We start from the raw sequence: 23,115 nt of genomic DNA, 5'->3' as shown, positions 1-23,115 counted from the left end.
TGTCCGTGCCGCCCGTCTGCGCCGGCTGCCTTCCGTACCGCTGTCGTCAGGCGGCGGCGTCAGGTGGCGGTGTCAGGTGGCGGTGTCAGGCGGCGTCGAGCCACGGGCGGCGGCCCGGGCCCGTGGGGTGGGTGCCCGTGACGCCCATGACCACCGAGTAGAGGGTGGTCTCGGCCGTGATGAAGAGGCGGTTGCGCTTGGCCCCGCCCCAGGCGATGTTGGACACCGTCTCCGGGACGTTCAGCCGGCCGATCAGGGTGCCGTCGGGGTCGTAGCAGTGGACGCCGTCGGCCATCGCGGCGGCCCACAGCCGGCCGCCGTCGTCGAAGCGCAGGTTGTCGAAGCGGCTCCCGGTCGCCGCGTCGGCCTTGGCGAAGACCTCGCCGTCCGAGAGGCGGTCGCCGTCCGGGTGGACGTCGAAGACGCGGATGGCGCCGCCCCGGGTGTCGGAGACGAACAACCGCCGCTCGTCGGGGGAGAAGACGAGCCCGTTGGGGGCGCTGAAGCAGTCGGCGACCAGGCGGACCTCACCCGAGACGGGGTCGATCCGGTAGACGTTGCAGGAGCCGATCTCGCTCTCGGCGCGGTAGCCCTCGTAGTCGCTGGTGATGCCGAAGTCCGGGTCGGAGAACCAGATCGAGCCGTCCGACTTCACGGCCGCGTCGTTGGGGCTGTTGAGGCGCTTGCCCTGCCAGCGGTCGGCCAGCACGGTGACGGTGCCGTCGTGCTCGGTGCGGGTGACCCGCCGGTTGCCCTGCTCGCAGGTGATCAGGCGGCCCTGGCGGTCCAGGGTGTTGCCGTTGGTGTGCCCGGCCGGCGAGCGGAAGACGCCGACCGCGCCGGTGGTCTCGTCCCACTGCAGCATCCGGTCGTTGGGGATGTCGCTCCACACGAGCCGGCGCCAGGCGGGGAGGTAGATCGGGCCCTCCGCCCAGCGACAGCCGGTGTACAGGACCTCCAGGGCATCGTCGCCGTTCATGCACCGGCCGGTGCGGAAGCGGTCGTCGAGACAGGTGTAGAGCCCGGGGCGCTCGGTGGTCATGTGCGCGTCCTTCCCTGGAGAGATGCCGAATCGTGTTCGGCTATGGATCATTATCGCGATATGACATCTGGTCTCCTCAAGGATTATATGAACGAAGTGCCGTAGATCACGGAGCGATTCGGGTCAGAAGATCACGGAGCGATGCGCGTCAGAGCAGGGCCACCGGGGCGACCGGGGTGCCCGTGCCGCCCACGAAGGGCTCCGGCATGGCCGAGAGCAGGAAGGAGTGGCGCCCGGCTTCCGCGCAGGCCGTGGACAGGACTTCCAGGTTCCAGTTCTGGCCCTGGTGCATGCCCATCTCCACCAGGTCCAGCGCGTGCACCGGCAGCCACAGGTTCTCGATCTCCGGCGGGAAGATCTCGAAGGTCAGGGTGTCGTTGGCGACGGCGGCCACGTCCCGGGCGTGGAACCACTCGGGGGTGCGCACGGACAGCCCCGGCGACGGGAAGCCGTAGCCGTGCTTGTCGCCCGCCAGGTAGACTTGGACCTGGCCGGTGCGGACCAGGACGATGTCCCCCGCGCGCACCGTGACCCGGCCGAATTCCTCGGCCTGCGCCAGGTCCTCCGGGGTCACCGCGTGGCCCCCCGGCAGCCGGTCGAGGCCCTTCGCCCGGGCCACGTCCAGCAGGACGCCCCGGGAGACGATCGGGCCGGCCTTGTCGATGCCGCTGAACTCGCTGCGCCCGTGCGGGGTGATCGAGGAGGCGGGGCGGCCGTTGTAGATCCGGCCCGAGTGGGAGACGTGCGTCAGCGCGTCCCAGTGGGTGGCCGACTGCAGGCCCATGGTCACGGCGTCGTCGCTGCACGCCACCGTGCCCGGGCCGAAGATCTCCTGGTTGATCTGCACCATCGTGTGCAGCGGGTTGATCCGCCCGGGGATCATCCCCACCTGCACCCCGTCCTCCTTGAGCGGCAGGGCCAGGGGGATCCGACGACCGGTGCGCACCTCGGTGGCAGCCGCCCGGACCACCTCGTCCGTGACCAGGTTCAGGGTGCCGATCTCGTCATCGGCGCCCCAGCGGCCCCAGTTGTTGACGCGCTTGGCGATGTCGTGGAACTCGGGGGGCAGGGACATGGTCTCGATCAGCTCCTTGCGAGGCGGACGGCAACAGGGGCTTGTGTGAAGGGATCTGACGGGACATAGAATCTAACGGACCGTCAGAAAATGCGGGAAGGGGCCGGACGTGGGGAACTTCTTGGCAGGAAAGGTCGTCGCCGTCACCGGCGCCGGCCGGGGCATCGGACGCGCCGTGGCACTCGCCGCCGCCGCCGAGGGCGCCAAGGTCGTCGTCAACGACTACGGCGTCGGAATGGAAGGCAACGAGCCGACCAGCGAGATCGCGGACGGCGTGGTGAAGGAGATCCTCGCCGCCGGCGGGGAGGCCGTCGCGGTCGCCGACGACATCTCCACCATGGCGGGCGGCCAACGCGTCGTCGACACCGCGCTCGCCCGGTACGGACGCGTCGACGGGGTCGTCTGCGTCGCCGGCATCCTGCGCGAACGGATGCTCTTCAACATGTCCGAGCAGGAGTGGGACCCCGTCATCGCGACCCACCTCAAGGGCACCTTCACCCTCTTCCGCGCGGCCTCCGCCGTCATGCGGCGCCAGGGGAGCGGCACCCTCATCGGCTTCACCAGCGGCAACCACCAGGGCTCCGTGGCCCAGGCCAACTACAGCGCCGCCAAGGGCGGGATCATCTCCCTCGTCCGCAGCGCCGCCCTCGGCCTCAACAAGTACGGGGTCACCGCCAACGCGGTCGCCCCCGTCGCCCGCACCCGCATGTCGGCCAACGTGCCCATGGAGCTCAAGGAGATCGGGGAACCCGAGGACGTCGCCGCCCTGGTCACCTACCTCCTCAGCGACCGGGCCGGGGCCGAGGGCATCACCGGGCAGGTCTACACGATCGCCGGACCCAAGATCGCCGTCTGGGCGCAGCCCCGCGAACTGCGCGCCGGGTACGCCGAGGGCTCCTGGACCCCCGAGAAGATCGCCGACTTCCTGCCCGGGACGGTGGGCACCGACCCGATGCCCATGCTCGCGCAGCTGGAGGCCATGGCGAAGGCGGCGGCCGCCAAGGACCGCCCGAACGCGTAGGGGGCCCGGTGGACTTCAGCTTCGGCGCCGAGGACGAGCGGCTGCGCGCCCACGCCGCCGCCTGGCTCACCGAGCACCTCACCGGCCCGTACGCCGACGCCGTCGGCCTCGGCGGGCCCGGAAGCGAACACGAGGGGGTGGCGGTCCGCCGCGCCTGGGAACGCGAACTGGGCGCGGGCGGCTGGATCGGCCAGGGCTGGGACGTCCCGGACGGGGCGTACGGGCAGCGGCGGCTCTCCCTGACCGGGCAGGTGGTGTGGGCGGAGGAGTACGCGGCGCTGCGCGCGCCCGGCCGGGTCGGCCACATCGGGGAGAACCTCCTCGCCCCCACCCTCATCGCCTACGGGAGCCGCGAACAGCGGGAGCGCCACCTCCCCGGCATCGCCCGCGGCGAGGAACTGTGGTGCCAGGGCTACAGCGAGCCGGACGCGGGCTCCGACCTGGCCGGGATCCGCACGGCCGCCGTCCGCGATCCGGCGGACGGGCTGTACCGGGTCACCGGCCAGAAGGTCTGGACCTCCCTCGCCCAGGACGCCGACTGGTGCTTCGTCCTGGCCCGCACCGAAGCCGGCTCGCGCCGCCACCACGGCCTGTCCTTCCTCCTCGTACGGATGGACCAGCCCGGCCGCGTCGAGGTCCGCCCCATCCGGCAGATGTCCGGGACCAGCGAGTTCAACGAGGTCTTCCTCGACGGGGCCGTCGCCGCCGAGGTCGTCGGCGGCGAGGGCGACGGCTGGACCGTGGCCATGGGCCTCCTCGCCCTGGAACGCGGGGTGTCCACCCTCGTCCAGCAGATCGGCTTCGCCGCCGAACTGTCCCGGGTGATCGGGGCCCACGCCGCCGGGGGCCCCGGGGACCCCGTCCTGCGGATGCGCCTCGTACGGCAGTGGGCCGAGCTGCGCACCATGCGGTGGAACGCCCTGCGCACCCTCGGGGCCGAGGGCGGGCCGGGCGCGCCCAGCGTGGCGAAGCTGCTGTGGGGCGGCTGGCACCGGCGGCTCGGGGAGCTGGCGGTGGAGGTCCGGGGGGCCGCGGCGAGCGCCGGGCCGGCGCTCTGGGCGCGGGAGACCCCGTACGAACTCGGACTCGACGAGGAGCAGCGCCTGTTCCTGTTCACCCGGGCCGACACGATCTACGGCGGTTCGGACGAGATCCAGCGGAACATCATCGCCGAGCGGGTGCTCGGCCTGCCTAAGGAGCCCAGGTGAGAGGCGTCGTTTTCGACGGCAAGCAGGTCCAGGTGGTCGACGACCTGGAGGTCCGGGATCCGGGGCCGGGGGAGGTGCTGGTGGCGGTCGCGGCGGCCGGGCTGTGCCACAGCGACCTCTCGGTGATCGACGGGACCATCCCGTTCCCGCCACCGGTGGTGCTCGGGCACGAGGGCGCCGGGGTGGTGGAGGCGGTCGGGGCGGGCGTGACGCACGTGGCGCCCGGGGACCACGTCGCGCTGTCCACCCTCGCCAACTGCGGGGCGTGCGCGGACTGTGACCGGGGCCGGCCGACGATGTGCCGCAAGGCCATCGGGATGCCCGGGCAGCCCTTCTCCCGGGGCGGGAAGCCGCTCTACCAGTTCGCCTCCAACTCGGCGTTCGCGGAGCGGACCCTCGTCAAGGCCGTGCAGGCGGTGAAGATCCCGGACGACATCCCCTTGACCTCGGCGGCGTTGATCGGCTGCGGGGTGCTCACCGGGGTCGGGGCCGTCCTGAACCGGGCGCGGGTCGAGCAGGGCGACTCCGTCCTGGTCATCGGCAGCGGCGGCATCGGGCTCAACGTCCTCCAGGGCGCCCGGATCGCCGGCGCCACCACCATCGTGGCGGTGGACGCGAACCCGGCGAAGGAGGCGGTGGCCAGGCAGTTCGGCGCCACACACTTCATCGACGCCTCGACGGTCGCGGACACCTCGGCGGCCGTACGCGAGATCCTCCCGACGGGCGCCGACCACGCCTTCGAGTGCGTGGGCAGCCCGAAGCTGATCCGGCAGGCCATCGACCTGTTGGACCGGCACGGCAACGCGGTCCTGCTGGGGGTGCCCGGCTTCAAGGAGGAGGCGTCCTTCCTGGTGTCCTCCCTCTTCCTGGACAAGACGATCATGGGATGCCGCTACGGGTCCTCGCGCCCCCAGCGCGACATCGCCGTCTACGCGGAGCTGTACCGGCAGGGGAAGCTGCTGCTGGACGAGCTGGTCACCGAGGTCTATCCGGTGGAGGACTTCGCGAAGGCGGTGGACGACGCCCACCACGGCCGGGTGGCCCGCGGGGTGCTCACCTTCTGACGGGACCCCCGCCCCGGGACTTGGCCCGGGGCGGGGGCGCGGCGAGCGGGGCGGGGGCGGCGAGCGGCGGGCCGGGTGGGCCGTGGCGGGCGGGTCAGTCCGTGAAGCGGCCGAAGCGGCCCTTGTGGAACAGGAGGGGGTCGCCCTCGCCGGCCGCGCCCATGGCCTCGACCCGGCCCACGACGATGAGGTGGTCGCCGCCGGTGTGGACGGCCTGGATCCGGCAGTCGAGCCAGGCCGGTACGTCGTCCAGTTGCGGGGATCCGGTGGCGGGGGCCGGCCGGTGGGCCACCCCGGCGAACTTGTCGGCGCCGCTGACCGCGAAGGCCCGGCACAGGGTGCCCTGCTCGGCGCCGAGGATGTTCACGCAGAAGACGCCGGCGCGCGCGATGCGGGGCCAGGTCGTCGAAGTGCGGGCCACCATGAAGGTGATCAGGGGCGGGTCCAGGGAGAGCGAGGCGAAGGACTGGCAGGCGAAGCCGGCCGGGCCCTCCTCGCCCTCGCCGGGCGGGGCGGTGATGATCGTGACCCCGCTGGCGAAGTTCCCGAGCACCGCCCGGAACTCGGCGGGGCCGACGGGCGCCCGCTCGTCCGCGCCGACGGCCCTCAGGTCCGGGCGGGGGAGCGCGTCTACGTGTGCCGGCTCGGCCCCCGTGGAGGTGGGGGCGCCGACCGATCTGAGGTATCGGACGACGGTGGCCGCCATCCCTGCGTGTCCCATCACACCCCCGATTGAAACTGACGGCTCGTCAGATGGGAAGGGGGGTGGCGACCCCGGTACGCGCCCGTTCCTCTTCCCGCGGCCGGGCCGACCCCCCGAACGGGTGAAACCCCCGGGAGCCCCACCCCCGCACGGTGGCCGGGCGCGCGACGGCTCGGCATGGTGGCGGGCGGGCCGTACCCCCGTACCGCCCGCCCAGATCGCAGGAGGACCCGCTCATGCTCGGCACCGACTTCCGTACCGGATCCCCCAACTGGCTCGACCTCGGCAGCCCCGACACGGCGGCGACCGCCGCGTTCTACGGGGACGTCCTCGGCTGGGAGTTCGTCTCCGCCGGGCCCGAGGCGGGCGGCTACGGCATGTTCCAGGTCGGCGGCAGGACCGTCGCCGCGCTCGGCCCGCTCACCGAGGAGGGGGCGACGTCCGCCTGGATGGTGCACTTCCGGAGCGACGACGTCCAGGCCACCGCCGCGGCGGTCCGCGACGGGGGCGGCCGGGTGCGGATGGAGCCCATGGACGTCATGGGCGAGGGGTGGCTCGCGCAGTTCACCGACCCGCAGGGCGCGGAGTTCGCCTGCTGGCAGCCCGGCAGGACCGGCGGACTGGGCGCCACCTCCGAGGTCAACACCCTGCTGTGGGTGGAGCTGCACGTACCCGACCCGCCCGCCGCCATCGACTTCTACGCGGGCCTCTTCGGCTGGCGGAGCGCCGAGATGCCGGTGCCCGGGATGGCGTACCGGGTGCTCAGCATCGCCGACGGCGACCAGCAGGACGGCTCCTTCGGCGGGGTCGCCCCGCAGGGCGACGGCGCGGGCGCCGGATCGAACGAGGTGCCGTGCTGGGTGCCGTACTTCCACGTGGCGGACGTGGACGTGACCGCCGCCGTCGTGACCGCCGGCGGCGGGTCGGTGCTGATGCCCGCCGCGGACGTGCCGCAGGTCGGCCGCATCGCCTGGGTCGCCGACCCGGCCGGAGCGGTGTTCGCGCTGATGAAGCCGGACCCGCGGATGTGAGCCCTGGGCGGGGCCGTGGTCGGTCGGGCACGTGGTCCCGCGGGCCGGTTCAGCGCCCCAGGTACTTGGGCGTACGGCGCTCGACGAAGCTCGCGACGCCCTCGTTCGCGTCCGCCGTCGTCATGTTCAGCTCCTGGGCGGCGGCCTCCGCCGCCAGTGCCGTCGCCCGGTCGCTGTCCAGGGAGGCGTTGACCAGCTGCTTCGTCAGCGCCAGGGCGCGGGTGGGGCCCTGCGCGAGGCGCTCCGCCCAGGCCCGCGCGGCGTCCTGAAGCTCGGCGGCCGGGACCACCTTGTTCACCAGCCCGAGGCGGGCCGCGTCGGCGGCGGGCAGGGAGTCCCCGAAGAACATCAGCTCCTTGGCCTTCTGGGGCCCGACCAGGCGGGGCAGCAGGTAGGCGCCCCCACCGTCGGGGACGAGGCCCCGGCGGACGAACACCTCGATGAAGCGGGCCTCCTCGGCGGCGACGACCAGATCGCAGGCGAGGGCGAGGTGGGCGCCGATCCCGGCGGCGGTGCCGTTCACGGCCGCGATGACCGGCTTCTCGCAGTCCAGGACCGCAGTGATCAGCCGCTGGGCGCCGAGCCGGATCATCCGGGCCACGTCCCCCGCGACCCGCTCCCCGGTGGCCGGCGCGCCGCGCAGGTCGGCCCCGGCGCAGAAGCCCTTGCCGGTGGCGGTGACGACGACGGCCCGTACGTCGGGGTCGGCCGAGGCGTCGGCGAGCAGCGCGATGACACGCTCGCGTTGGGCCCCGGTGACGGCGTTCATGGCCTCGGGGCGGTTGAGGGTGATCCAGGAGACGCCGTTCTCGACGCGGTGCAGGATCTCGTCGGCGGGGTCGATGTTCATGGAACTCCGTTCCTCGGTGGCCCCCGCCCCGACCGGGCGGGCTCGATCGCGGGTCGCCCCGCGAGGGCGGAGCCGCCGTACGTGGAGGCTGACGGTCAGAGGCAGATGGCCAGCGCGTCCAGCGCCACCGCGCCCTGACCGCGCGGGAGCACCATCAGGGGGTTGATGTCCAGCTCGGACAGCACGTCGCCCAGTTCGAGCGCCATCCGTTGGACCCTGAGGACCACCTCCACCAGCGCGTCCACGTCCGCCGGGGGCGCGCCCCGGACGCCCTCCAAAAGGGCGTGGCCGCGCAGTTCGGTGAGCATGTGGCGGGCCTGGTCCTCCCCGAAGGGCGGCACGCGGACCGCCGTGTCGTTGAGGACCTCCACCAGGACCCCGCCGAGGCCGACGGTGACGGTGGGGCCGAAGAGGGGGTCCTGGGTGACGCCGACGACCATCTCGACGCCCCGCTCGACCATCTGGCAGACCAGGACGCCGTCCAGCGGGACGTTCTCGTAGCGGGCGATGTCCGTCAGCTCCCGGTACGCGTCGCGGATCTGGCTCGCCGAGGTGAGGCCGATCTTGACCAGGCCGAGTTCCGTCTTGTGCGCGAGCTGGGGCCCCGAGGCCTTCATGACGACCGGATAGCCGACCAGGCCCGCCGCCCGGACGGCCGCCGCCGCGCTGGTGACCAGCTGCTCGCGCGGTACGCGGATCCCGTACGCCCGCAGGAGCTGCTTGGCGGCGTGCTCGCTGAGCTGCTGGCCGGGCCGCATCAGGGCCTGGGCCTTGCGGTACGAGGGGGAGGGGGTGCGGGGAGCCTCGTCGAAGGGGGAGCGGTAGGAGGCGGTGAAGCGGTGGTGGCCGAGGTAGGCCCGTACGGCGGTGATGCAGTTGCCGAAGGTGCGGAAGGTGGCCACGCGGGAGGAGCCGAGCAGGGTGGTGCGGTAGGCCTCCTCCGTGCCGACGGGGGAGCCCCAGATCACGCAGATGACCTTGTCGGTCTGCTCGGCCGCGTCGACGAGGTCCTGGGCGAGCCTGTCGCTCATCGGGGGGAAGGGCCCGGTGATGGGACAGATCAGGACGCCGACGGAGGGGTCGGCCAGGATCGCGTCGATGATCTTGCGCCCGCGCCAGTCGCCGACGGGGTGCCCGCCGTTGTCCACGGGGTTGGCGACGTTGAGGTACTCCGGTATCCACTGGTGCAGCTCGTCCTGCTTGGCCCCGGAGAGGGTCGGCAGGCTCAGGCCCGCCTCGGTGGCGAGGTCGGAGAAGTGGGCGCCGGTGCCGCCGGAGATGGAGTAGACGACGACCCCGTCGGCCTGCGGGGGCCGCGCCCGCGCCAGCAGGGCGGCGGTGTCCTGGAGCTCGTCCAGGCCGTCGACCCGGATGACCCCGAACTGCCGCATCGCGGCGTCCACGACGGTGTCGGCGCCGGTCAGCTTGCCGGTGTGCGAGGCGGCCATGCGGGCGCCCGTCTCGGTGCGGCCAACCTTGACGGCGACGACGGGGACCCCGTTGCGGGCGGCCCGGTCGGCGGCGAGGAGGAAGGACCGGCCGTCCTTGAGGCCCTCCACGTAGCAGGCGATGGCCCCGACCTCGGGCCGCTCGGCGAAGTACGAGATGAAGTCGGAGGTCTCCAGGTCGGCCTCGTTGCCCGTCGGCGCCCAGTGGGAGAGGCGGATGCCCAGCTCCTGGAGGGTGTAGACGGGGCGCCCCTGGTGGCCGGACTGGGTGATGAGGGCGATGGCCGGCCCGTCGAGGTCCTCGCGGAACGCCTCGAAGGCGTTGAGGTTGGTGTTCGGGCCGAGCAGCCGCAGCCCGGAGCGCCGTACGGCGGCGGCCAGACGGTCCTGGGCGGCGGCGCCCTCGTCCCCCGTCTCGGCGAAGCCGGAGGCGAAGGCGACGGCGAACTTCACCTTGGCCTCGGCGAGTTGCTCGATCACCGGCAGCGGGTCGGCCACCAGCAGCACGGCCAGGTCCACCTGCTCGGGCAGGTCCGCCACGGAGGCGTGGCAGGGGATCCCGAAGACGGCGGTACGGGTCGGGTGGACGGGGTGGATGCGGGCCCCGACGCGCTCGGCCCAGGCGATGAGCTGGCGGGTGATCCCGGTGTTGGGGCGGCCGTCGGCGTCGGAGGCGCCGACGACGGCCACGGACTCGGGCCGGAAGAACCGGTCCAGGTCGGGGACGTCGGAGTGCAGCGGTCGCCCGCTCACGTCCAGCGCGACCGTGTCCTCGGCGGAGGCGGCCGCCGTGGAGTGGACGGCCGTCCTGGGGGTCTCCCCGCAGGCCTCGACACGTGCGCGGAAGTCGGTGGTGAGGGTGCCGTGAGTAGATCCAAGCATCGCTTCGCCCGCTCCCTGCTCGATGATCCCGGTTCGAATCCTTAGCTGACGCGTAGTCAGATTACTGAACTGACGCGCCGTCAGGAACAGGGATGCGCAGGAAAGCTGGTGGAGGAGATGTGGGGATGCGCCTGAACGGTCGCAGAACCCTCCGCTCACGGTCCAGACCGGATCCGGCCTAGGCGGGTTGCGCGGCTTGCGGCTCGGGGTCGGCGGCTCGCGGCTCGTGGCTTGCGGCTTGCGGTGATTCTCACGGATCTCGGCGGCGCGCGTCCGGTGGTCGGCGAGTTCGGCGCGATCGGCAGGGTTCGTCGCGATGGGCGGGATTCGCCCCGATCGGCGGGGTGTGGCGTGATTGACAGGCTCCTGCCCCGAGTCCATGATTCCACTACACATCTAGTGGACTCATGGAAAAGGGGGAGCCGTGCCAGAACCGACCACTTCCGACGCGGCCGGCGCCCGGTGGGCCGTCGAGGCCGACCGGCTGGGCAAGAAGTACCGCCGCCGCTGGGCGCTGAGCGACTGCACCTTCCGCATCCCGGCCGGCTGCGTCGCCGCCCTCGTCGGACCCAACGGCGCCGGTAAGAGCACCCTGCTCTCCCTCGTGACCCGCCTCGTCGAGCCGTCCACCGGTGACCTCAGGATCTTCGGCGTCCCCGCCGCCCGACCGGAGGCGATGGCCCGCTGGGCCTACGTCGCCCAGGACAAGCCGCTGTTCAAGAACTTCACGGTGGCGGACACCCTGCGCATGGGCCGCGAACTCAACCCCTCCTGGGACCAGGAGACGGCCCAACGGATCGTGGACGGGGGCCGGCTCGCCGCCGACGCCCGCGTCGGGGACCTGTCCGGCGGCCAGCGCACCCGCGTGGCCTTCGCGCTCGCCTTCGCGGCGCGGCCCGAACTGCTCCTGCTCGACGAGCCGATGGCCGACCTCGACCCGGTCGCCCGGGACGAGATGAGCGCGCTCCTGCTGGCCGAGGCCGCCGAGAACGGGACCACCGTCCTCATGTCCTCCCACCAGCTGGCCGACATCGAGCACATGTGCGACTTCGTGCTCGTGCTCGACGACGGCCGGGTCCGGATGGCCGGAGAGACCGAAGAACTCCTGCCCATGCACACCCTCGTCACCGGCGTCCTCACCGAGACGGGCGAGCTGCCCGTCACGCTCGGCACGCACATCCTCGTCGAAGCCCGCACCTCCGGACGCCAGTTCACCGCCATGGTCCGCCACCAGGGACCCCTCGACGCAGCGTGGCAACAGGCCGCGCCGAGCCTGGAAGAGGTGCTGCTCGCCTACCTCCGCTCCCCGAGGGCGCCCGCGCTGCTCTCCCCGACCGCCGTCCCCGGCCACCGAGAGGAATCCGCGGCATGAGCACGCCGACCCAGGACGCCACCGCCGGCTCCGCCCGCCCCACCGCCGGCTCCACCCCGCCCACCCGCGCCCGCCGCCTGCGCGGCATGGCCTGGCTCATGGTGCGCCAACACCGCTTCCAGCTGTACTTCTGGGCCGCGCTGACGCTCGCCGGAGCGGCCTGGGCGGTCTACCAGCGGGCCGCCGCGCTCGATGCCCTCCGCGACGCGGGTTGGCCGGGCAAGCCGGTCCCGGAGATCGACGGCACGATCGCCAACCGGGTCTCGGCCGACTTCGACTCCTTCGGCCGTCTCCTCGCCTCCCTGCCCCTCCTGCTCGGCGTGTTCCTCGGCGCCCCGCTCATCGCCGCCGACCGGGAACACGGCACCGCCCGCCTGGTCACCACCCAGTCGCTCTCGCGCACCCACTGGCTGCTGTGGAAGCTCGGCTTCGCCCTCGCCGTGGCCGTCGCGACGACCCTGCCCCTGAGCCTGCTCTACGGCTGGTGGTGGCGCACCGTGGAGCCGTTCGTCGTGGGCGGCTGGCTGGAGAGCCCCGTCTTCGAGGCCACCGGCCCCGTCCTGGTCGCGACGGCCGTCTTCACCACGGCCCTCGGCCTCGCCGTCGGCGCGCTCACCCGCCGGTCCGTGGGCGCCATGATGACGACCTTCTTCGGCTCGGCCGTCGCCCTGGCCGTCCTCTCGTACGGGGAGGGCTCCCTGGCCACCCCGCGCCGACTGGTCTACCCCTTCGGCGCCGCCCGACCTGCGGGCTTCGACGGGGCCGTCGAGGTCGACCAGTGGATCTCCACCGGCTCCGGCAGGCTCTACGGGTGGAGCACCTGCGTGAACGACGCGGTGCCGGAGAACTGCCGGGCCTCGCTCGGTATCGTCAACTCGGTGTGGGAGTACTTCGGCCGCGACCAGATGGCGGGCATGCAGTGGGCGGCCGCCGGAGTGCTCCTGGCACTCGGCGCCGTACTCCTCGCCCTGTTCCTGACGCGGACCCGACGCGGTGCGCTCTAGAGCCGAGCCGCGGGAACGCGGGGCGAAGAACACCGGCAACGAAGGAGAAGGCACGCACCGTGGTCCTGTTTCGCATCGAACGGCGCAGCGGCCTGCCGGCCTACCTCCAGATCGTGCAACAGGTGGAGCAGGCGCTGCGCATGGGCGTGCTGGTGCAGGGCGACAAACTGCCCACCGCGGCGCAGGTGGCCGCCACCACCAAGGTCAACCCCAACACCACGCTCAAGGCCTACCGCGAGCTGGAACGGGGGGGCCTCGTCGAGGTCCGGCAGGGCTCCGGCACCTACATCACCCGCTCGCTGGCCACCCCGCAGACCACCCCGGAATCGCCGCTGCGCGGGGGGCTCGCCGCATGGATGGCCGAGGTGCGTGACCAGGGCCTCACCGCACGAGAGGCGACGGACCTGTTCGAAGCCGTACGCGACGCGTACTACCCACCCGCGCCCGCCCCCGCGCCGAGCCTCCCCCCGGAAGACCCCGCCGACACGGCGTGAGGCAGCGCGGGCGTGAGGCCGGGTTCAGCTGTGGGCGGCGGGGGACCATCAGCTCCAGCCCGGCGGCAACAGCTCCCAGGAGCCGGGCCCGACCCACGCGCCGAAGGTGACGGGGCCGGCGCCGCCCAGGTGGTCGGTGGAGAGCGGGACGATCCGGTCGCAGGTCGCGCGGCCGTCCCACCACACGGTGCCGGCCAGTGGCCCGGTGACCGCCAACAGCGTGGCGAAGCCGCAGCCGTGCTCCTCCAGGACCACGGCGCCGGCGGTCTTGCGGCCCTCCCACTCCTCGCACTCCAGGTCCCAGGCCCGCCAGGCGGCCAGGTGGGCCTGCCCCTCGGCGAAGTCCTCCGGCCGGGGCTCGCGCGCGTCCAGGGCGAGGTCCGCCTCCGCGTAGGAGTCGGGGTGCGGGAAGGGCTCGGCCAACAGATCGATCCGGGTCGGCAGGGCTCCGCCCCACGTCCAGCCCGCCGCCGAGCGGTAGGGGCGGAACACCGCCCTGCCGGGGGAGCCGGCCAGCAGATGGGCGCGGTACTCGGCGGGGAAGGACACGCCCAGCTCCCGCTCGGCAGAGTCCAGTTCGGCCGGGGTCGGCCCCGCCGCCTCCGGTTCGGCGGCGGTCAACGGGGGAGGGGGACGGGAGCGCCCTGACGGCGGGCGGTGCGGCGGGCCGCGCGGCGGGCGGCTGCCCGGGGGCGGCGCCGGCCGCGGGCGACCGCCTTGGCTATCTTCTCGGCGTCCAGGGCCAGTTCGCGCAGCATTCCGCTCAGCGGGTTGGTGTACCCGGTGAAGAAGAGCCCCGGGGTCCCGGCCGGTGTGCGGGCGCCCCGGACGACGGGCCGGCCACGCTCGTCCAGCACCCCGAGGTGGCCGACCAGGCCCTCCAAGCCGCGCCGGTAGCCGGTCGCCGCGATCACCGTGTCCGGGGTGATCCGCGTACCGTCCGCCAAGACCACCTCGTCGCCCTCGAAGGAGGCCACCGCGGCCACCGGCTCCACCCGGCCCGCGCGCACGGCGTCGATCAGGCCCACGTCCTGCACCGGGATCGCCCCCTGCTTGGCCCTGCTGTAGAGGCCGGCGGCGGGGCGCGGCAGGCCGTACGCCGTCAGGTCCGGGACGGAGGCCTTCGCGACGAGCGCCCCGAGCCGGTCCACGAGCGCCACCGGCAGGCGCCGTACGAGGATTCCCGTGCGCTGCGCCGGCCAACCGGCGGTGGAGCGGCGCACCAGGTGCGGGGCGGTGCGCACCGCGAGGCGGACCCGGGCGGCGCCCCCGTCGACGAGGTCCACGGCGATCTCGGCGCCCGTGTTGCCGACGCCGACGACGAGGACGTCCCGCCCGGCGTACGGCTTCGGCTCCCGGTACGCGGCGGCGTGCAGCAGCGTCCCGGTGTACCCCTCGCGGCCCGGCCAATCGGGCACGGCGGGGGTGTGGTTGAAGCCCGTCGCCACGACCACGGCGTCGGCGGCGAGCAGCCGGCCGCCGCTGGCGTGCAGGGTCCAGCCCTCCCCGTCGGCGGCGGGCTCGATCCGGGTCACCTCGACCCCGGTGACCAGCTCCAGCGCGTGGAACTCGGCGTACTTCTCCAGGTACCGCACCACGTCGGCGCGGGCGACCCAGCGTCCGAACCGGCGCGGGATCGTGAGTCCGGGGAGGGCGGAGAGCCGCCGGGTCGTGTGCAGGCGCAGCCGCTCGTAGTGGCCGCGCCAGGAGGCGCCGACCTCGTCCGCCCGCTCGACGACCACCGCCCGTACCCCCCGGGCGCGCAGCGCGGCGGCGACCGCGAGCCCGCCGGGTCCGGCGCCGATCACGTACACGGGGCGGGGCTGGGTGCTGGTCATGTCGGTTTCGGGCATGAGGAGTGAGCGTATCGACACCCACGGTTGATGGGTCTCGGACAAGGAGGGAATCGATTGCGGATCGATCACGGAAGGGTCCGTGCGGCACGCACCGCGAGGGCGCCGGGCGTCGGGTGGGTGCGAGGCCTTGCGGGATCGGCCGCGATCCGCTGAACTGACGTACCGTCAGATCGAAGGGTGGGTGAAGGATGCAGACCATCTGGCTCAGCGGCGCCGAATGGCTCGCCGTGCTCCGGATCGGCCTCGGCCTGTGGTGGCTGGAGAGCTGGCGGCACAAGGACAAGAAGGGCTGGTTCGAACGCGGCACCGGCATCGCCTGGGCCGCCGACGTCGCCGGCAAGCACCGCTGGCCCTTCGTGAAGACCGGCTTCCGGAGCGTCGTCCAGCCCCGCCCCAAGCTCATGGCGTACGTCGTCGTCTACGCCGAACTCGCCCTCGGACTCGGCCTGGTGCTCGGCCTCCTCACCCCCGTCGCCCTGATCGGCGGACTGCTGCTGAACCTCCTCTACGTGGTGCTGATGATCCACGACTGGGCCGAGCAGGGGCAGAACGCGATGATGGCGCTCATCTCGCTCGTCGCGCTCTTCGCCATGAGCTGGCAGGCCTGGTCCCTCGACGCCTCGATCGGACTCTTCCTGTGACCACCGCCCGCCACGACCTCCCCGAGACGGACGAGTTCACCCGCCCCTACTGGGACGCCGCCGCCGACGGACACCTCCTGCTGCGCCACTGCGCCGACTGCGGGCGGACCCACCACTACCCCCGCGAGTTCTGCCCCTTCTGCTGGGCGGGGGAGGACCGGGTCACGTGGGAACGGGCGAGCGGCCGCGCGACGCTCTACACCTGGTCGGTGATCCACCGCAACGACCTCCCGCCCTTCGGCGAGCGGGTCCCGTACGTGGCCGCCGTCGTCGACCTCGTGGAGGGACCCCGGATGATGACGGAGGTGGTCGACTGCGCGCACGACGCGCTGCGCATCGGCATGCCGCTGGAGGTCACCTTCCGCGAGGCGGCGGAAGGGATCTGGACCCCCCTCTTCGCCCCGGCGGGCTAGGTCCCCGGGGGTCACCCGGTGGTCCGCCACCCGGGGCCGGCTCGCCGCCCACGGGTCCCTTCCGGAGCGGGGCGTTCGCCGTAGGGTGAGCGGCGGCCGAGAGGGGCCACCGGACAAGGGAGCCATGCATGGCGCGGTACCTGATCTCCTTCGACGACGGCACGATGGTCCTGTCCGAGGAGGAGTTCCCCGAGGTGGTCGAGGCCTCGCTCGCGGTGGTTCAGGAGGCCCGGGAAGCCGGTGTGTGGGTCTTCGGCGGTGGGCTGGAGAGCCAACGGGCGAGCGTCGTGGCCACCGACGGGGCCGTCACCGAAGGCCCGTACCCGGAGACCAAGGCGGTCCTCGGCGGGTTCGCGATCGTCGACGTGCCCTCGCGCGAGGACGCGCTGGAGTGGGCCGCCAAGATCGCCGCCGCGTGTCGCTGTGCGCAAGAGGTCCGCGAGTTCCTGCCCGACCCGACCGCCTGATCGGGCAGCGTCCACGGGCCGCACCCGACCCGAGGCCCGCGCGGGGCCACCGTCGCGCGCCCGCGCCGCACGCCTTCCCGCGCCCCCGGGCCGTCTGCTCGACTGGGCCCCCTTCCGAACCAGCAGGGGGCTGTCATGGGAAGTGTGCTCAAGGATCCGGGAGTCCGTCGGTTCCTGGCGGGCGCGGCCGGTCTCGCCGCCGTGGTCGCCGGTTCGCTCGCCACGGCGCCGCAGGCGGCGGCCTCGGCGGGCGGCTGCACCGCGTCGACCGGGCCGGGCTACGTCTGCGTCAACGTGGACGGGTCGGGGCTCCGCGTCAACAAGGGCAACGTGGTCCGCACGAAGCCCGACGGCATCTGCAACTACAAGGCCGCGCTGGTCGCCAAGTACCCGGGCAAGTCCGACACGTACTACTGGGGGAGCTACCACAACGGCTGCGTCTACGGACGCGCCTACGTCGACGTCAACGTGCAGTGGACCTTCGCCAACGGGGTCCGGATCTGCGGCTACTTCTACGAGAACGGAGGCCTCCAGCCCGGCCAGCCGTGCGTGACGGTCCAGAGGTGAGCCGGGCCGGAGGGCGCGGGGCGCCGGACCGGCCGCGCTACGGCCAGAGCAGCTCCCGGGACCAGCCCGCGCCCTCGGCGGCGGCGCGGTAGCGCAGCCGGGTGTGCCGGCGGGCGGCGTCGCCCTGGAAGAACTCCACCTCGACCGGGGCCAGGACGTAGCGGGTCCAGGTCGGGGCGGGGGCGTCCGGTTCGACCCCCGCCCGCTCCCACGCCCGCTCCGAGGCCCGCACCAACTCCCCGGCGGACTCCAGGACCTCGCTCTGGCGCCCGGTCAGCGCGGCGGCGAGCGCCCCGCGCGAGCGCACCGCAAGGTCCGCCCGACTCTCCTCCGGCCCGCACGCGGTGACCCGACCCCGGACCCGGACCTGCCGGCCCAGCAGCGGCCAGTAGAACCCCAGCGCCGCGTCCGGGTGGGCCGCCAGCTGGTGGCCCTTGGCACTGGTGGCGTGCGAGGCGAAGTGCCACCCCCGCTCGTCGGCCTCGTGCAGCATCAGGGTCCGTACGTCGGGCCGCCCCTCGCCGTCCACCGTGGCCAGGCTCATGGTGTGCGGCTCCGGCTGCCCGGCCCGAGCGGCGTGCACGAACCACTCCCGAAACAGCGCCAACGGCTCGACGGGCGCCGCCCGGACGTCGAACCCGGGAAGCGGCGCGTCCCACACCCGCAGCGCGTGCAGGACGGCGCGGAACTCGCCGGGCTGGGTGGACGGGAGGGGTTCGTCGGGCCCGTTGAGTTCATTGATTTCGCTGGTCATGGGCCCAGGCTAGGGCTCCCGGCGGGAGCCCGCTGGGAGTTGTGGGGGCGGGGGCTTCGGGAAACCCCCACACCATCCGCGAGACCGCTCAACGGCACACCGGCGAGGTTCCCTACCCCCGCCCAAGGATCAGGGTGCCCGAGGAGCAGAACCAGCCGCCCGTGCCTGAGGCCAGGGCGACTTCCGGGAGGTGGCCGCCCGGTTTGAGGACCTGGCCCGGGCCCGCCTCGCCGCGGAGTTGGCGTACCGCTTCCACCAGGAGGAACAGGCCCCGCATGCCCGGGTGGCAGGCCGAGAGGCCGCCACCGTCGGTGTTGACCGGCAGCTCTCCCTCCCGCAGCAGGCGGCCCTTCTCCACGAAGGCCCCGCCCTCGCCCTTGGCGCAGAAGCCGAGGTCCTCCAGGGTGACCAGGGTCATGTAGGTGAAGGCGTCGTAGATCTCGGCGAGGTCCACGTCCGCCGGGGTCACGCCCGCGCGCTCGAAGGCCAGTCGGCCCGAGACGGCCGCCGGGGAGACGGTGAAGTCCTCCCACTCCGACATCGTGGTGTGCGAGACGGAGGTCCCCGCGCCCAGGATCCACACCGGCGCCTTCGCCGTGTCCGGTACGTAGTCCTCCGCCGCCAGCAGCACCGCGCAGCCGCCGTCCGAGCGGATGCAGCAGTGGAGCTTGGTGAAGGGGTCGGCGATCATCTCGGAGCCGAGGACCTCGTCCACCGTCAGCGGGGTACGGAACATCGCGTCGGGGTTGGTGGCGGCGTTGGCCCGGGTCTGGACGGCCACCGAGGCGAGCTGTTCCAGGGTCGTCCCGTACTCGTGCATGTGGCGGCGGGCCGCCATCGCGTACTTGGAGATCAACGTGTGCCCGTACGGGACCTCGAACTGGAGGGGCCCGCGCGCCCCGAAGGAGAGGTTCGAGGTGCGGCGGCGGGCCTTGATGTCGGCGCGGGCGGTGGATCCGTAGACCAGCAGGACGGCGTTGGCGTGCCCGGCGGCGATGGCGTCCGCCGCGTGGGCCGCCATGACCTCCCACGTCGAGCCGCCGACCGAGGTGGAGTCGACCCAGGTGGGGCGCAGCCCCAGGTACTCGGCCACCTCGACCGGGGCGAGGGTGCCGAGGCCGGCGGAGGCGAAGCCGTCGATGACGGAGCGGTCCAGGCCGGAGTCGGCCAAGGCCCGGCGGGCGGCCTGCGCGTGCAGGGCGTAGGGGGTCGGGCCGTCGACCCGGCCGCAGTCCGAGAGGGCGACGCCGACCACCGCGACCCGGCGGCGGGGCGTGGGGGAGGGGAGGGGGCGGGGCTGTCCAGGCAGTCCAGGCATGGGGCGACGGTATAACTGACGGTACGTCAGACGCTAGCCCGCGCGGGGTTTCCGAGCCGGCCGCTCCTCCGTCCTCGCGGTCGAGGCCCCCGCCGCCCGCGACCGAACCCCCCTCGCCCGCCCCCTGTGCATCTCACCTCCACCGCTCTAACATGACGGCCCGTCAGATACACCTCCGGCCACGGCCGGGAGGTGCCCTCGGGAGGAGCCCGACGATGGACGCCGCCTTCACCGCGGAGCAGGACGAGATGCGCCGCACCCTGCGCGAGATCCTGGGCAAACGTTGTGGTCCGGACGAGGTCAAGACCGCCGTCCGGACCGCTGACGGACACGACCGCGAGCTGTGGCAGCAGCTCGCCCGGCACCTCGGCCTGCCGGGCATCGCCATCGCCGAGGAGTACGGCGGGGTCGGCTGCGCCCCCGCGGACCTGGCGCTGGCCTGCGAGGAGACGGGCCGCGCCCTGCTCCCCTCGCCGCTGCTCGCCACCGCCGCGCTCGCCGCCCCGCTGATCGGCGCCCTCGGCACCGAGGCCCAGCGGGCCGCCCTGCTGCCCCCGCTGGCGGCCGGGGAGTCGACGGCCACCCTCGCCGTCCCCGGCCCCGCCCTGGCCACCGCCCTGGCCCTGACCGGCGACAACGCCCCCGGCGACTGGTCGGGCGGGGGCCGCGCGGGCGGGGTCCAGGCCCGGTCCGGGGAGGACGGCGGTTGGCGGCTCTACGGGGAGGCGGCGCAGGTCCTCGACGGGCACAGCGCCGACCTGCTCCTCGTCGGCGCGCACACCGGCGGCTTCGCCCGGAGCCGGACCCTGCTGTTCCTCGTACGGGCGGACGCGCCCGGGCTCGTACGGGCCCGGCAGGCCACCCTCGACGAGACCCGGCCGCAGGGCCGGATCCAACTGCGCGACGTGGGGGCCGAGCTGCTCGGGGAGGAGGACGCCGACGTACTGCCCGCCCTGGCCGGGGCCGGGCGCACCGTCTCCGGCGTCCTGGCCGCCGAAGCGGTGGGCGCGGCCGACCGGGCGCTGGAGCGCACGGTGGAGTACGTGCGCCGGCGCGAGCAGTTCGGCCGGGCCATCGGCTCCTTCCAGGCGGTCAAACACCGCCTCGCCGACCTGTACGTCCAGGTCCAGGCGGCCCGCTCGGCCGCCTACTACGCGGCGTGGGACCCGGACCAGGGCGCGCTCGCCCTGGCCCAGGCCCTGGAAGCCCTGCGGACCACCGCGGGCGAGGCCATCCAGTTGCACGGCGGCATCGGCTTCACCTGGGAGCACGACGCCCACCTCTACTTCAAGCGGGCGGCCGCCGACGAGCTGCTCTTCGGCCCCGTCCACCGGCTGCGCGAGCACGCCGCGCAGCGCTCCGGCCTCTTCACCCCACCCGCGACCCCGTTGAAGGCGGCCGTCTGATGTCTCCCGTGAAGCACGGCGTCAAGCTGATGCAGAAGGTCTCCTCGACCATGCTGTTCGCGAAGGTCGCCCCGCACTTCATTCCGGCCATGGACAAGGTCGTCCACAAGCTGACCAGGGGAAAGGTCCTGCTCAGCGCCCAGATGCTGCCGGGGGTGATCCTCACCGTCAAGGGGGCCAAGACGGGTGAGCCGCGCACCACCCCGCTCGCCTGCATGCCGGAGGAGGGCGGCGCGAGCTGGCTGCTGATCGGCTCCAACTTCGGCCGCCCCGGTCACCCGGCCTGGACCGGGAACCTGCTCAAGCATCCGGACGCGGACGTGAACTGGCAGGGGCGGGACATCGCCGTACGGGCTCGGTTGCTGGAGGGGGCCGAGCGCGCGGCGGCGTGGCAGGCGGTACTGGGGTTCTGGCCGCCGTACGCGACGTACCAGGCGCGCATCGAGCGCGAGATCAGGCTGTTCCGCGTCGAGCGACGCTGATCGGCTGAGCGGGGGCGCGCCGCCGGGACGGGCGCGGTGCCCGCACGTACCGTGCGGGCCGAGGACGGCGGACCCCCCGTGGGGTCCGCCGTTACTTGGTGGGCTTCTTGCCGGTGATGCCGAGGTGCACGAGCAGCGCCAGGTTGGGCTTCAACTCGGCCTGCTTGACGCCCCAGGTCTGGAAGCCCTTCTGGTGCGAGGCGACCGCGGCGAGCATCGCGACCAGCGAACCGGCCATCGCCGCGGGGCTGAGGTCCTTGTCGACCTTGCCCTTCGCCTGGAGCTCCTTCATCGACTCCGTGAGGGAGTTGGTGACGGAGTTCAGGATCTTCATGCGGATCTTGTAGAACCGCTTGTCGCCCTCGGCCGCGCCGAGGTCGACGACCCGCAGGATGGCGTCGTTGCGCCGCCAGAACTCCAGGAACCCGTCCACGAGTTCCTCGGCGGCCGCCCAGCCGGCCTTGCCGACCCAGTTGCGGCCCTCGACGAGGGCCGTCAACTGCGCCCCTTCGGTGGCCATTTGTTCGGCGATCTCCAGGACGGCGCCTTCGACGTCCGGGAAGTACTGGTAGAAGGTCGCGGGGGAGGTGCCGGCCTTTCGGGCGACGTCGATCACCTTGACGTCGCGGTACGGCGAGGAGCTGAGCATCTCGCCGAGGCAGTCGAGCAGTTTCTGCCGCGTCGCCTGGCCGCGCCGGCCGGCGACACGCCCGTCGACGGTGCGTACTTGTCCTGTCATGCCGTCAGCTTACCGAGGGGGGATCGGCGCGCTATTCGGCCGCCTGCAAATGGGGTCACTCCGGCCCCGACCAGGGCGAAAGGGGCTGTGGGGCGGCCTCGGCGAAGACTTTCGGCCGTATCCGACCAGGCCGGCGGGGTGGTACGAACGACTGCGTACCGTGAGGTATCCCCCGAATAGTCTTATCAACAGGCTGTGGACAAGTTTTCGGGCGGATCATGTCTGACAGGTATGAAATCAGACACCGAGGTGGATGCGGGGCCCCAGGGTTTGTAAGCCGCAAAAGCCCCGTACCTCCGCCCGACACGGAGCCGTACGCCCCGCTCAACGGAAGGAACCCGGCTCATGGCCGCATTCGCGGAAGGCTCGCCCTGCTGGGTGGACGCCTCGCTCCCTGACGTCGAGGCGGGCAAGCGCTTCTACGGGGAGCTCTTCGGGTGGACCTTCGGCGACAGTGCGGGACCCGCGTACGGGCACTACACCCAGGCCTACAGCCGCGGCCGCAACGTCGCCGCCCTCGCCCCCAAGCCCGACGGCCGCATGCCCACCGTCTGGGGCGTCTACCTCCACACCTCCGACGCCTACGCCTGCGCCGCCCGCATCCGCGCCGCCGGCGGCCAGATGATCATGGACCCGCAGCCCGTCGGCCCCTACGGCGCCGCCGCCTTGGCCGCCGACCCCGGCGGGGCCGTCTTCGGCCTCTGGCAGCCCGGCACCCACCACGGGTTCGAAGCCCAACAGGAGCCGTACACCTACTGCTGGGCCGAGGTCTACACCCGGGCCCGCGACGCCGTCGACGCCTTCTACGCCGAGGTCTTCGGCTACGTCCCCCAGGACCAGTACGCCGACGACGACGACACGGGCGGGCCCGCGGCCGAGTACCGCGTCTGGTCCCCGCCCGGCAGCCGACCCGGCACCGACACCGCCGTCCTGGGCCGCAGCCTGATCACCGACGCCTTCCCCGACATCATGCCCGCGCACTTCCTCGCCTACTTCGCCGTCCCGGACTGCGACCAGAGCGTCGCCACCGTCCAACGCCTCGGAGGGCGGGTCACGGCCGACCCCTTCGACACCCCGTACGGTCGGATCGCGGTCGTCGCCGACAACCAGGGCGCCGTTTTCGCCCTCCTCTCGGAGCACCGTGTGAAGACCGGCACGTGAAACCCGCACGGGAGCCGGGGCCGGACCGGGCGCGGGCCTGACAGAATCGGGCGTGTGCCACTCCGGGCCCCGGCCGCGGAGCGAGGCACCGCACGGAGTCCCGAGGGGCTCCGTCCG

At 73.2% G+C, this 23,115-nt stretch carries 24 protein-coding genes; 14 read left to right on the top strand and 10 right to left on the bottom strand.

What is annotated here, in order from left to right; translation table 11 throughout:
* Positions 1–85: 85 nt before the first annotated feature.
* Together ACIOD1_RS04935 and ACIOD1_RS04930 are read right to left on the bottom strand one after the other, a co-directional pair.
* Positions 86–1,042: an SMP-30/gluconolactonase/LRE family protein gene (locus ACIOD1_RS04935; protein ID WP_365620178.1), complete on the bottom strand. Its 957-nt coding sequence runs from the start codon at positions 1,040–1,042 to the stop codon at positions 86–88.
* Positions 1,043–1,190: 148 nt separating this feature from the next.
* Positions 1,191–2,117, bottom strand: a complete 927-nt coding sequence (locus tag ACIOD1_RS04930; protein ID WP_365620175.1) for a cyclase family protein — start codon at positions 2,115–2,117, stop codon at positions 1,191–1,193.
* A 109-nt stretch (positions 2,118–2,226) separates the two neighbouring features.
* On the opposite strand from ACIOD1_RS04930, the gene ACIOD1_RS04925 reads away from it, so the two are divergent.
* From ACIOD1_RS04925 to ACIOD1_RS04915, 3 genes are read left to right on the top strand one after another with little or no spacing between them, the layout of a single operon-like run.
* Complete coding sequence (locus tag ACIOD1_RS04925) at positions 2,227–3,138, top strand: SDR family oxidoreductase (protein WP_365620172.1); 912 nt, start codon at positions 2,227–2,229, stop codon at positions 3,136–3,138.
* A gap of 8 nt (positions 3,139–3,146) precedes the next feature.
* Positions 3,147–4,346 carry an acyl-CoA dehydrogenase family protein gene (locus ACIOD1_RS04920; RefSeq protein WP_401900157.1) on the top strand — a complete coding sequence of 400 codons (1,200 nt, stop codon included), beginning with the start codon at positions 3,147–3,149 and terminating at the stop codon, positions 4,344–4,346.
* Positions 4,343–5,410, top strand: a complete 1,068-nt coding sequence (locus ACIOD1_RS04915; RefSeq protein WP_365620167.1) for a Zn-dependent alcohol dehydrogenase — start codon at positions 4,343–4,345, stop codon at positions 5,408–5,410. Before ACIOD1_RS04920 ends, ACIOD1_RS04915 begins: the two co-directional genes overlap by 4 nt.
* 94 nt (positions 5,411–5,504) lie before the next feature.
* Here the strand turns inward: ACIOD1_RS04915 and ACIOD1_RS04910 are convergent, their stop codons facing one another.
* Complete coding sequence (locus tag ACIOD1_RS04910; protein ID WP_365620711.1) at positions 5,505–6,116, bottom strand: flavin reductase family protein; 612 nt, start codon at positions 6,114–6,116, stop codon at positions 5,505–5,507.
* Between the two features lie 233 nt (positions 6,117–6,349).
* Here ACIOD1_RS04910 and ACIOD1_RS04905 point away from each other — a divergent pair, with 233 nt between their 5' ends.
* Positions 6,350–7,144 carry a VOC family protein gene (locus ACIOD1_RS04905; RefSeq protein WP_365620164.1) on the top strand — a complete coding sequence of 265 codons (795 nt, stop codon included), beginning with the start codon at positions 6,350–6,352 and terminating at the stop codon, positions 7,142–7,144.
* Positions 7,145–7,193: 49 nt separating this feature from the next.
* Here the strand turns inward: ACIOD1_RS04905 and ACIOD1_RS04900 are convergent, their stop codons facing one another.
* Together ACIOD1_RS04900 and ACIOD1_RS04895 are read right to left on the bottom strand one after the other, a co-directional pair.
* On the bottom strand, positions 7,194–7,994 hold the full coding sequence (locus tag ACIOD1_RS04900; protein WP_401900153.1) for an enoyl-CoA hydratase/isomerase family protein: 801 nt from the start codon (positions 7,992–7,994) through the stop codon (positions 7,194–7,196).
* A gap of 95 nt (positions 7,995–8,089) precedes the next feature.
* Positions 8,090–10,324 (bottom strand): acetate--CoA ligase family protein, encoded by a 2,235-nt coding sequence (locus ACIOD1_RS04895; RefSeq protein ID WP_365620158.1) that lies wholly within the window; start codon positions 10,322–10,324, stop codon positions 8,090–8,092.
* A gap of 424 nt (positions 10,325–10,748) precedes the next feature.
* Between ACIOD1_RS04895 and ACIOD1_RS04890 the strand changes: the two genes are divergently transcribed.
* The 3 genes from ACIOD1_RS04890 to ACIOD1_RS04880 are packed head-to-tail and all read left to right on the top strand — an operon-like array spanning position 10,749 to position 13,194.
* Positions 10,749–11,696 carry an ABC transporter ATP-binding protein gene (locus ACIOD1_RS04890; RefSeq protein WP_365620155.1) on the top strand — a complete coding sequence of 316 codons (948 nt, stop codon included), beginning with the start codon at positions 10,749–10,751 and terminating at the stop codon, positions 11,694–11,696.
* On the top strand, positions 11,693–12,700 hold the full coding sequence (locus ACIOD1_RS04885; protein ID WP_365620152.1) for an ABC transporter permease: 1,008 nt from the start codon (positions 11,693–11,695) through the stop codon (positions 12,698–12,700). Before ACIOD1_RS04890 ends, ACIOD1_RS04885 begins: the two co-directional genes overlap by 4 nt.
* 59 nt (positions 12,701–12,759) lie before the next feature.
* Complete coding sequence (locus ACIOD1_RS04880) at positions 12,760–13,194, top strand: GntR family transcriptional regulator (protein WP_401900149.1); 435 nt, start codon at positions 12,760–12,762, stop codon at positions 13,192–13,194.
* 48 nt (positions 13,195–13,242) lie between these two features.
* Here the strand turns inward: ACIOD1_RS04880 and ACIOD1_RS04875 are convergent, their stop codons facing one another.
* On the bottom strand, positions 13,243–13,815 hold the full coding sequence (locus tag ACIOD1_RS04875) for an SMI1/KNR4 family protein (protein ID WP_401900146.1): 573 nt from the start codon (positions 13,813–13,815) through the stop codon (positions 13,243–13,245).
* Positions 13,812–15,047 (bottom strand): flavin-containing monooxygenase, encoded by a 1,236-nt coding sequence (locus ACIOD1_RS04870; protein ID WP_401900143.1) that lies wholly within the window; start codon positions 15,045–15,047, stop codon positions 13,812–13,814. Before ACIOD1_RS04870 ends, ACIOD1_RS04875 begins: the two co-directional genes overlap by 4 nt.
* Positions 15,048–15,238: 191 nt before the next feature.
* Between ACIOD1_RS04870 and ACIOD1_RS04865 the strand changes: the two genes are divergently transcribed.
* The 4 genes from ACIOD1_RS04865 (at position 15,239) to ACIOD1_RS04850 (ending at position 17,138) form a co-directional block, all read left to right on the top strand.
* The gene (locus ACIOD1_RS04865) at positions 15,239–15,691 is read left to right on the top strand and encodes a DoxX family membrane protein (protein WP_401900141.1); all 453 of its coding nucleotides are present in this window, start codon (positions 15,239–15,241) and stop codon (positions 15,689–15,691) included.
* The gene (locus ACIOD1_RS04860; RefSeq protein WP_365620139.1) at positions 15,688–16,104 is read left to right on the top strand and encodes a Zn-ribbon domain-containing OB-fold protein; all 417 of its coding nucleotides are present in this window, start codon (positions 15,688–15,690) and stop codon (positions 16,102–16,104) included. Before ACIOD1_RS04865 ends, ACIOD1_RS04860 begins: the two co-directional genes overlap by 4 nt.
* A 128-nt stretch (positions 16,105–16,232) precedes the next feature.
* Positions 16,233–16,571 carry a YciI family protein gene (locus tag ACIOD1_RS04855; protein WP_365620137.1) on the top strand — a complete coding sequence of 113 codons (339 nt, stop codon included), beginning with the start codon at positions 16,233–16,235 and terminating at the stop codon, positions 16,569–16,571.
* A 135-nt stretch (positions 16,572–16,706) separates the two neighbouring features.
* Positions 16,707–17,138: a hypothetical protein gene (locus tag ACIOD1_RS04850; protein ID WP_365620134.1), complete on the top strand. Its 432-nt coding sequence runs from the start codon at positions 16,707–16,709 to the stop codon at positions 17,136–17,138.
* Between the two features lie 37 nt (positions 17,139–17,175).
* Here the strand turns inward: ACIOD1_RS04850 and ACIOD1_RS04845 are convergent, their stop codons facing one another.
* Together ACIOD1_RS04845 and ACIOD1_RS04840 are read right to left on the bottom strand one after the other, a co-directional pair.
* Positions 17,176–17,892 (bottom strand): pyridoxal 5'-phosphate synthase, encoded by a 717-nt coding sequence (locus ACIOD1_RS04845; protein ID WP_401900138.1) that lies wholly within the window; start codon positions 17,890–17,892, stop codon positions 17,176–17,178.
* 112 nt (positions 17,893–18,004) lie between these two features.
* Entirely contained in the window at positions 18,005–19,210 is a 1,206-nt protein-coding gene (locus ACIOD1_RS04840) for a thiolase C-terminal domain-containing protein (protein ID WP_401900135.1), read from the bottom strand.
* Positions 19,211–19,425: 215 nt separating this feature from the next.
* On the opposite strand from ACIOD1_RS04840, the gene ACIOD1_RS04835 reads away from it, so the two are divergent.
* Positions 19,426–20,616, top strand: a complete 1,191-nt coding sequence (locus ACIOD1_RS04835) for an acyl-CoA dehydrogenase family protein (RefSeq protein WP_365620126.1) — start codon at positions 19,426–19,428, stop codon at positions 20,614–20,616.
* On the top strand, positions 20,616–21,098 hold the full coding sequence (locus tag ACIOD1_RS04830) for a nitroreductase family deazaflavin-dependent oxidoreductase (protein WP_365620123.1): 483 nt from the start codon (positions 20,616–20,618) through the stop codon (positions 21,096–21,098). The genes ACIOD1_RS04835 and ACIOD1_RS04830 overlap by 1 nt, the downstream gene beginning before the upstream one ends.
* Before the next feature lie 91 nt (positions 21,099–21,189).
* On the opposite strand, the gene ACIOD1_RS04825 is transcribed toward ACIOD1_RS04830, so the two are convergent.
* Entirely contained in the window at positions 21,190–21,837 is a 648-nt protein-coding gene (locus ACIOD1_RS04825) for a TetR family transcriptional regulator (protein WP_365620121.1), read from the bottom strand.
* Between the two features lie 345 nt (positions 21,838–22,182).
* On the opposite strand from ACIOD1_RS04825, the gene ACIOD1_RS04820 reads away from it, so the two are divergent.
* The gene (locus tag ACIOD1_RS04820) at positions 22,183–22,998 is read left to right on the top strand and encodes a VOC family protein (protein ID WP_401900131.1); all 816 of its coding nucleotides are present in this window, start codon (positions 22,183–22,185) and stop codon (positions 22,996–22,998) included.
* Positions 22,999–23,115: the final 117 nt, after the last annotated feature.

It is taken from the genome of Streptomyces sp. NPDC088097 (genome assembly GCF_044741845.1).
Taxonomy (GTDB): Bacteria; Actinomycetota; Actinomycetes; order Streptomycetales; family Streptomycetaceae; genus Streptomyces.
The sequence above is the reverse complement of the archived record's forward strand: the minus strand, read 5'-3'. Positions and strand labels throughout refer to the sequence as shown.

Bases quoted from the DNA above. Each gene is read 5' to 3' on its own strand.
- ACIOD1_RS04935 (WP_365620178.1), bottom strand. From the start codon at position 1,042: ATGACCACCGAGCGCCCCGGGCTCTACACCTGTCTCGACGACCGCTTC.
- ACIOD1_RS04930 (WP_365620175.1), bottom strand. From the start codon at position 2,117: ATGTCCCTGCCCCCCGAGTTCCACGACATCGCCAAGCGCGTCAACAAC.
- ACIOD1_RS04910 (WP_365620711.1), bottom strand. From the start codon at position 6,116: ATGGCGGCCACCGTCGTCCGATACCTCAGATCGGTCGGCGCCCCCACC.
- ACIOD1_RS04905 (WP_365620164.1), top strand. From the start codon at position 6,350: ATGCTCGGCACCGACTTCCGTACCGGATCCCCCAACTGGCTCGACCTC.
- ACIOD1_RS04900 (WP_401900153.1), bottom strand. From the start codon at position 7,994: ATGAACATCGACCCCGCCGACGAGATCCTGCACCGCGTCGAGAACGGC.
- ACIOD1_RS04895 (WP_365620158.1), bottom strand. From the start codon at position 10,324: ATGCTTGGATCTACTCACGGCACCCTCACCACCGACTTCCGCGCACGT.
- ACIOD1_RS04885 (WP_365620152.1), top strand. From the start codon at position 11,693: ATGAGCACGCCGACCCAGGACGCCACCGCCGGCTCCGCCCGCCCCACC.
- ACIOD1_RS04870 (WP_401900143.1), bottom strand. From the start codon at position 15,047: ATGCCCGAAACCGACATGACCAGCACCCAGCCCCGCCCCGTGTACGTG.
- ACIOD1_RS04865 (WP_401900141.1), top strand. From the start codon at position 15,239: ATGCAGACCATCTGGCTCAGCGGCGCCGAATGGCTCGCCGTGCTCCGG.
- ACIOD1_RS04855 (WP_365620137.1), top strand. From the start codon at position 16,233: ATGGCGCGGTACCTGATCTCCTTCGACGACGGCACGATGGTCCTGTCC.
- ACIOD1_RS04850 (WP_365620134.1), top strand. From the start codon at position 16,707: ATGGGAAGTGTGCTCAAGGATCCGGGAGTCCGTCGGTTCCTGGCGGGC.
- ACIOD1_RS04845 (WP_401900138.1), bottom strand. From the start codon at position 17,892: ATGACCAGCGAAATCAATGAACTCAACGGGCCCGACGAACCCCTCCCG.
- ACIOD1_RS04840 (WP_401900135.1), bottom strand. From the start codon at position 19,210: ATGCCTGGACTGCCTGGACAGCCCCGCCCCCTCCCCTCCCCCACGCCC.
- ACIOD1_RS04835 (WP_365620126.1), top strand. From the start codon at position 19,426: ATGGACGCCGCCTTCACCGCGGAGCAGGACGAGATGCGCCGCACCCTG.
- ACIOD1_RS04830 (WP_365620123.1), top strand. From the start codon at position 20,616: ATGTCTCCCGTGAAGCACGGCGTCAAGCTGATGCAGAAGGTCTCCTCG.
- ACIOD1_RS04825 (WP_365620121.1), bottom strand. From the start codon at position 21,837: ATGACAGGACAAGTACGCACCGTCGACGGGCGTGTCGCCGGCCGGCGC.
- ACIOD1_RS04820 (WP_401900131.1), top strand. From the start codon at position 22,183: ATGGCCGCATTCGCGGAAGGCTCGCCCTGCTGGGTGGACGCCTCGCTC.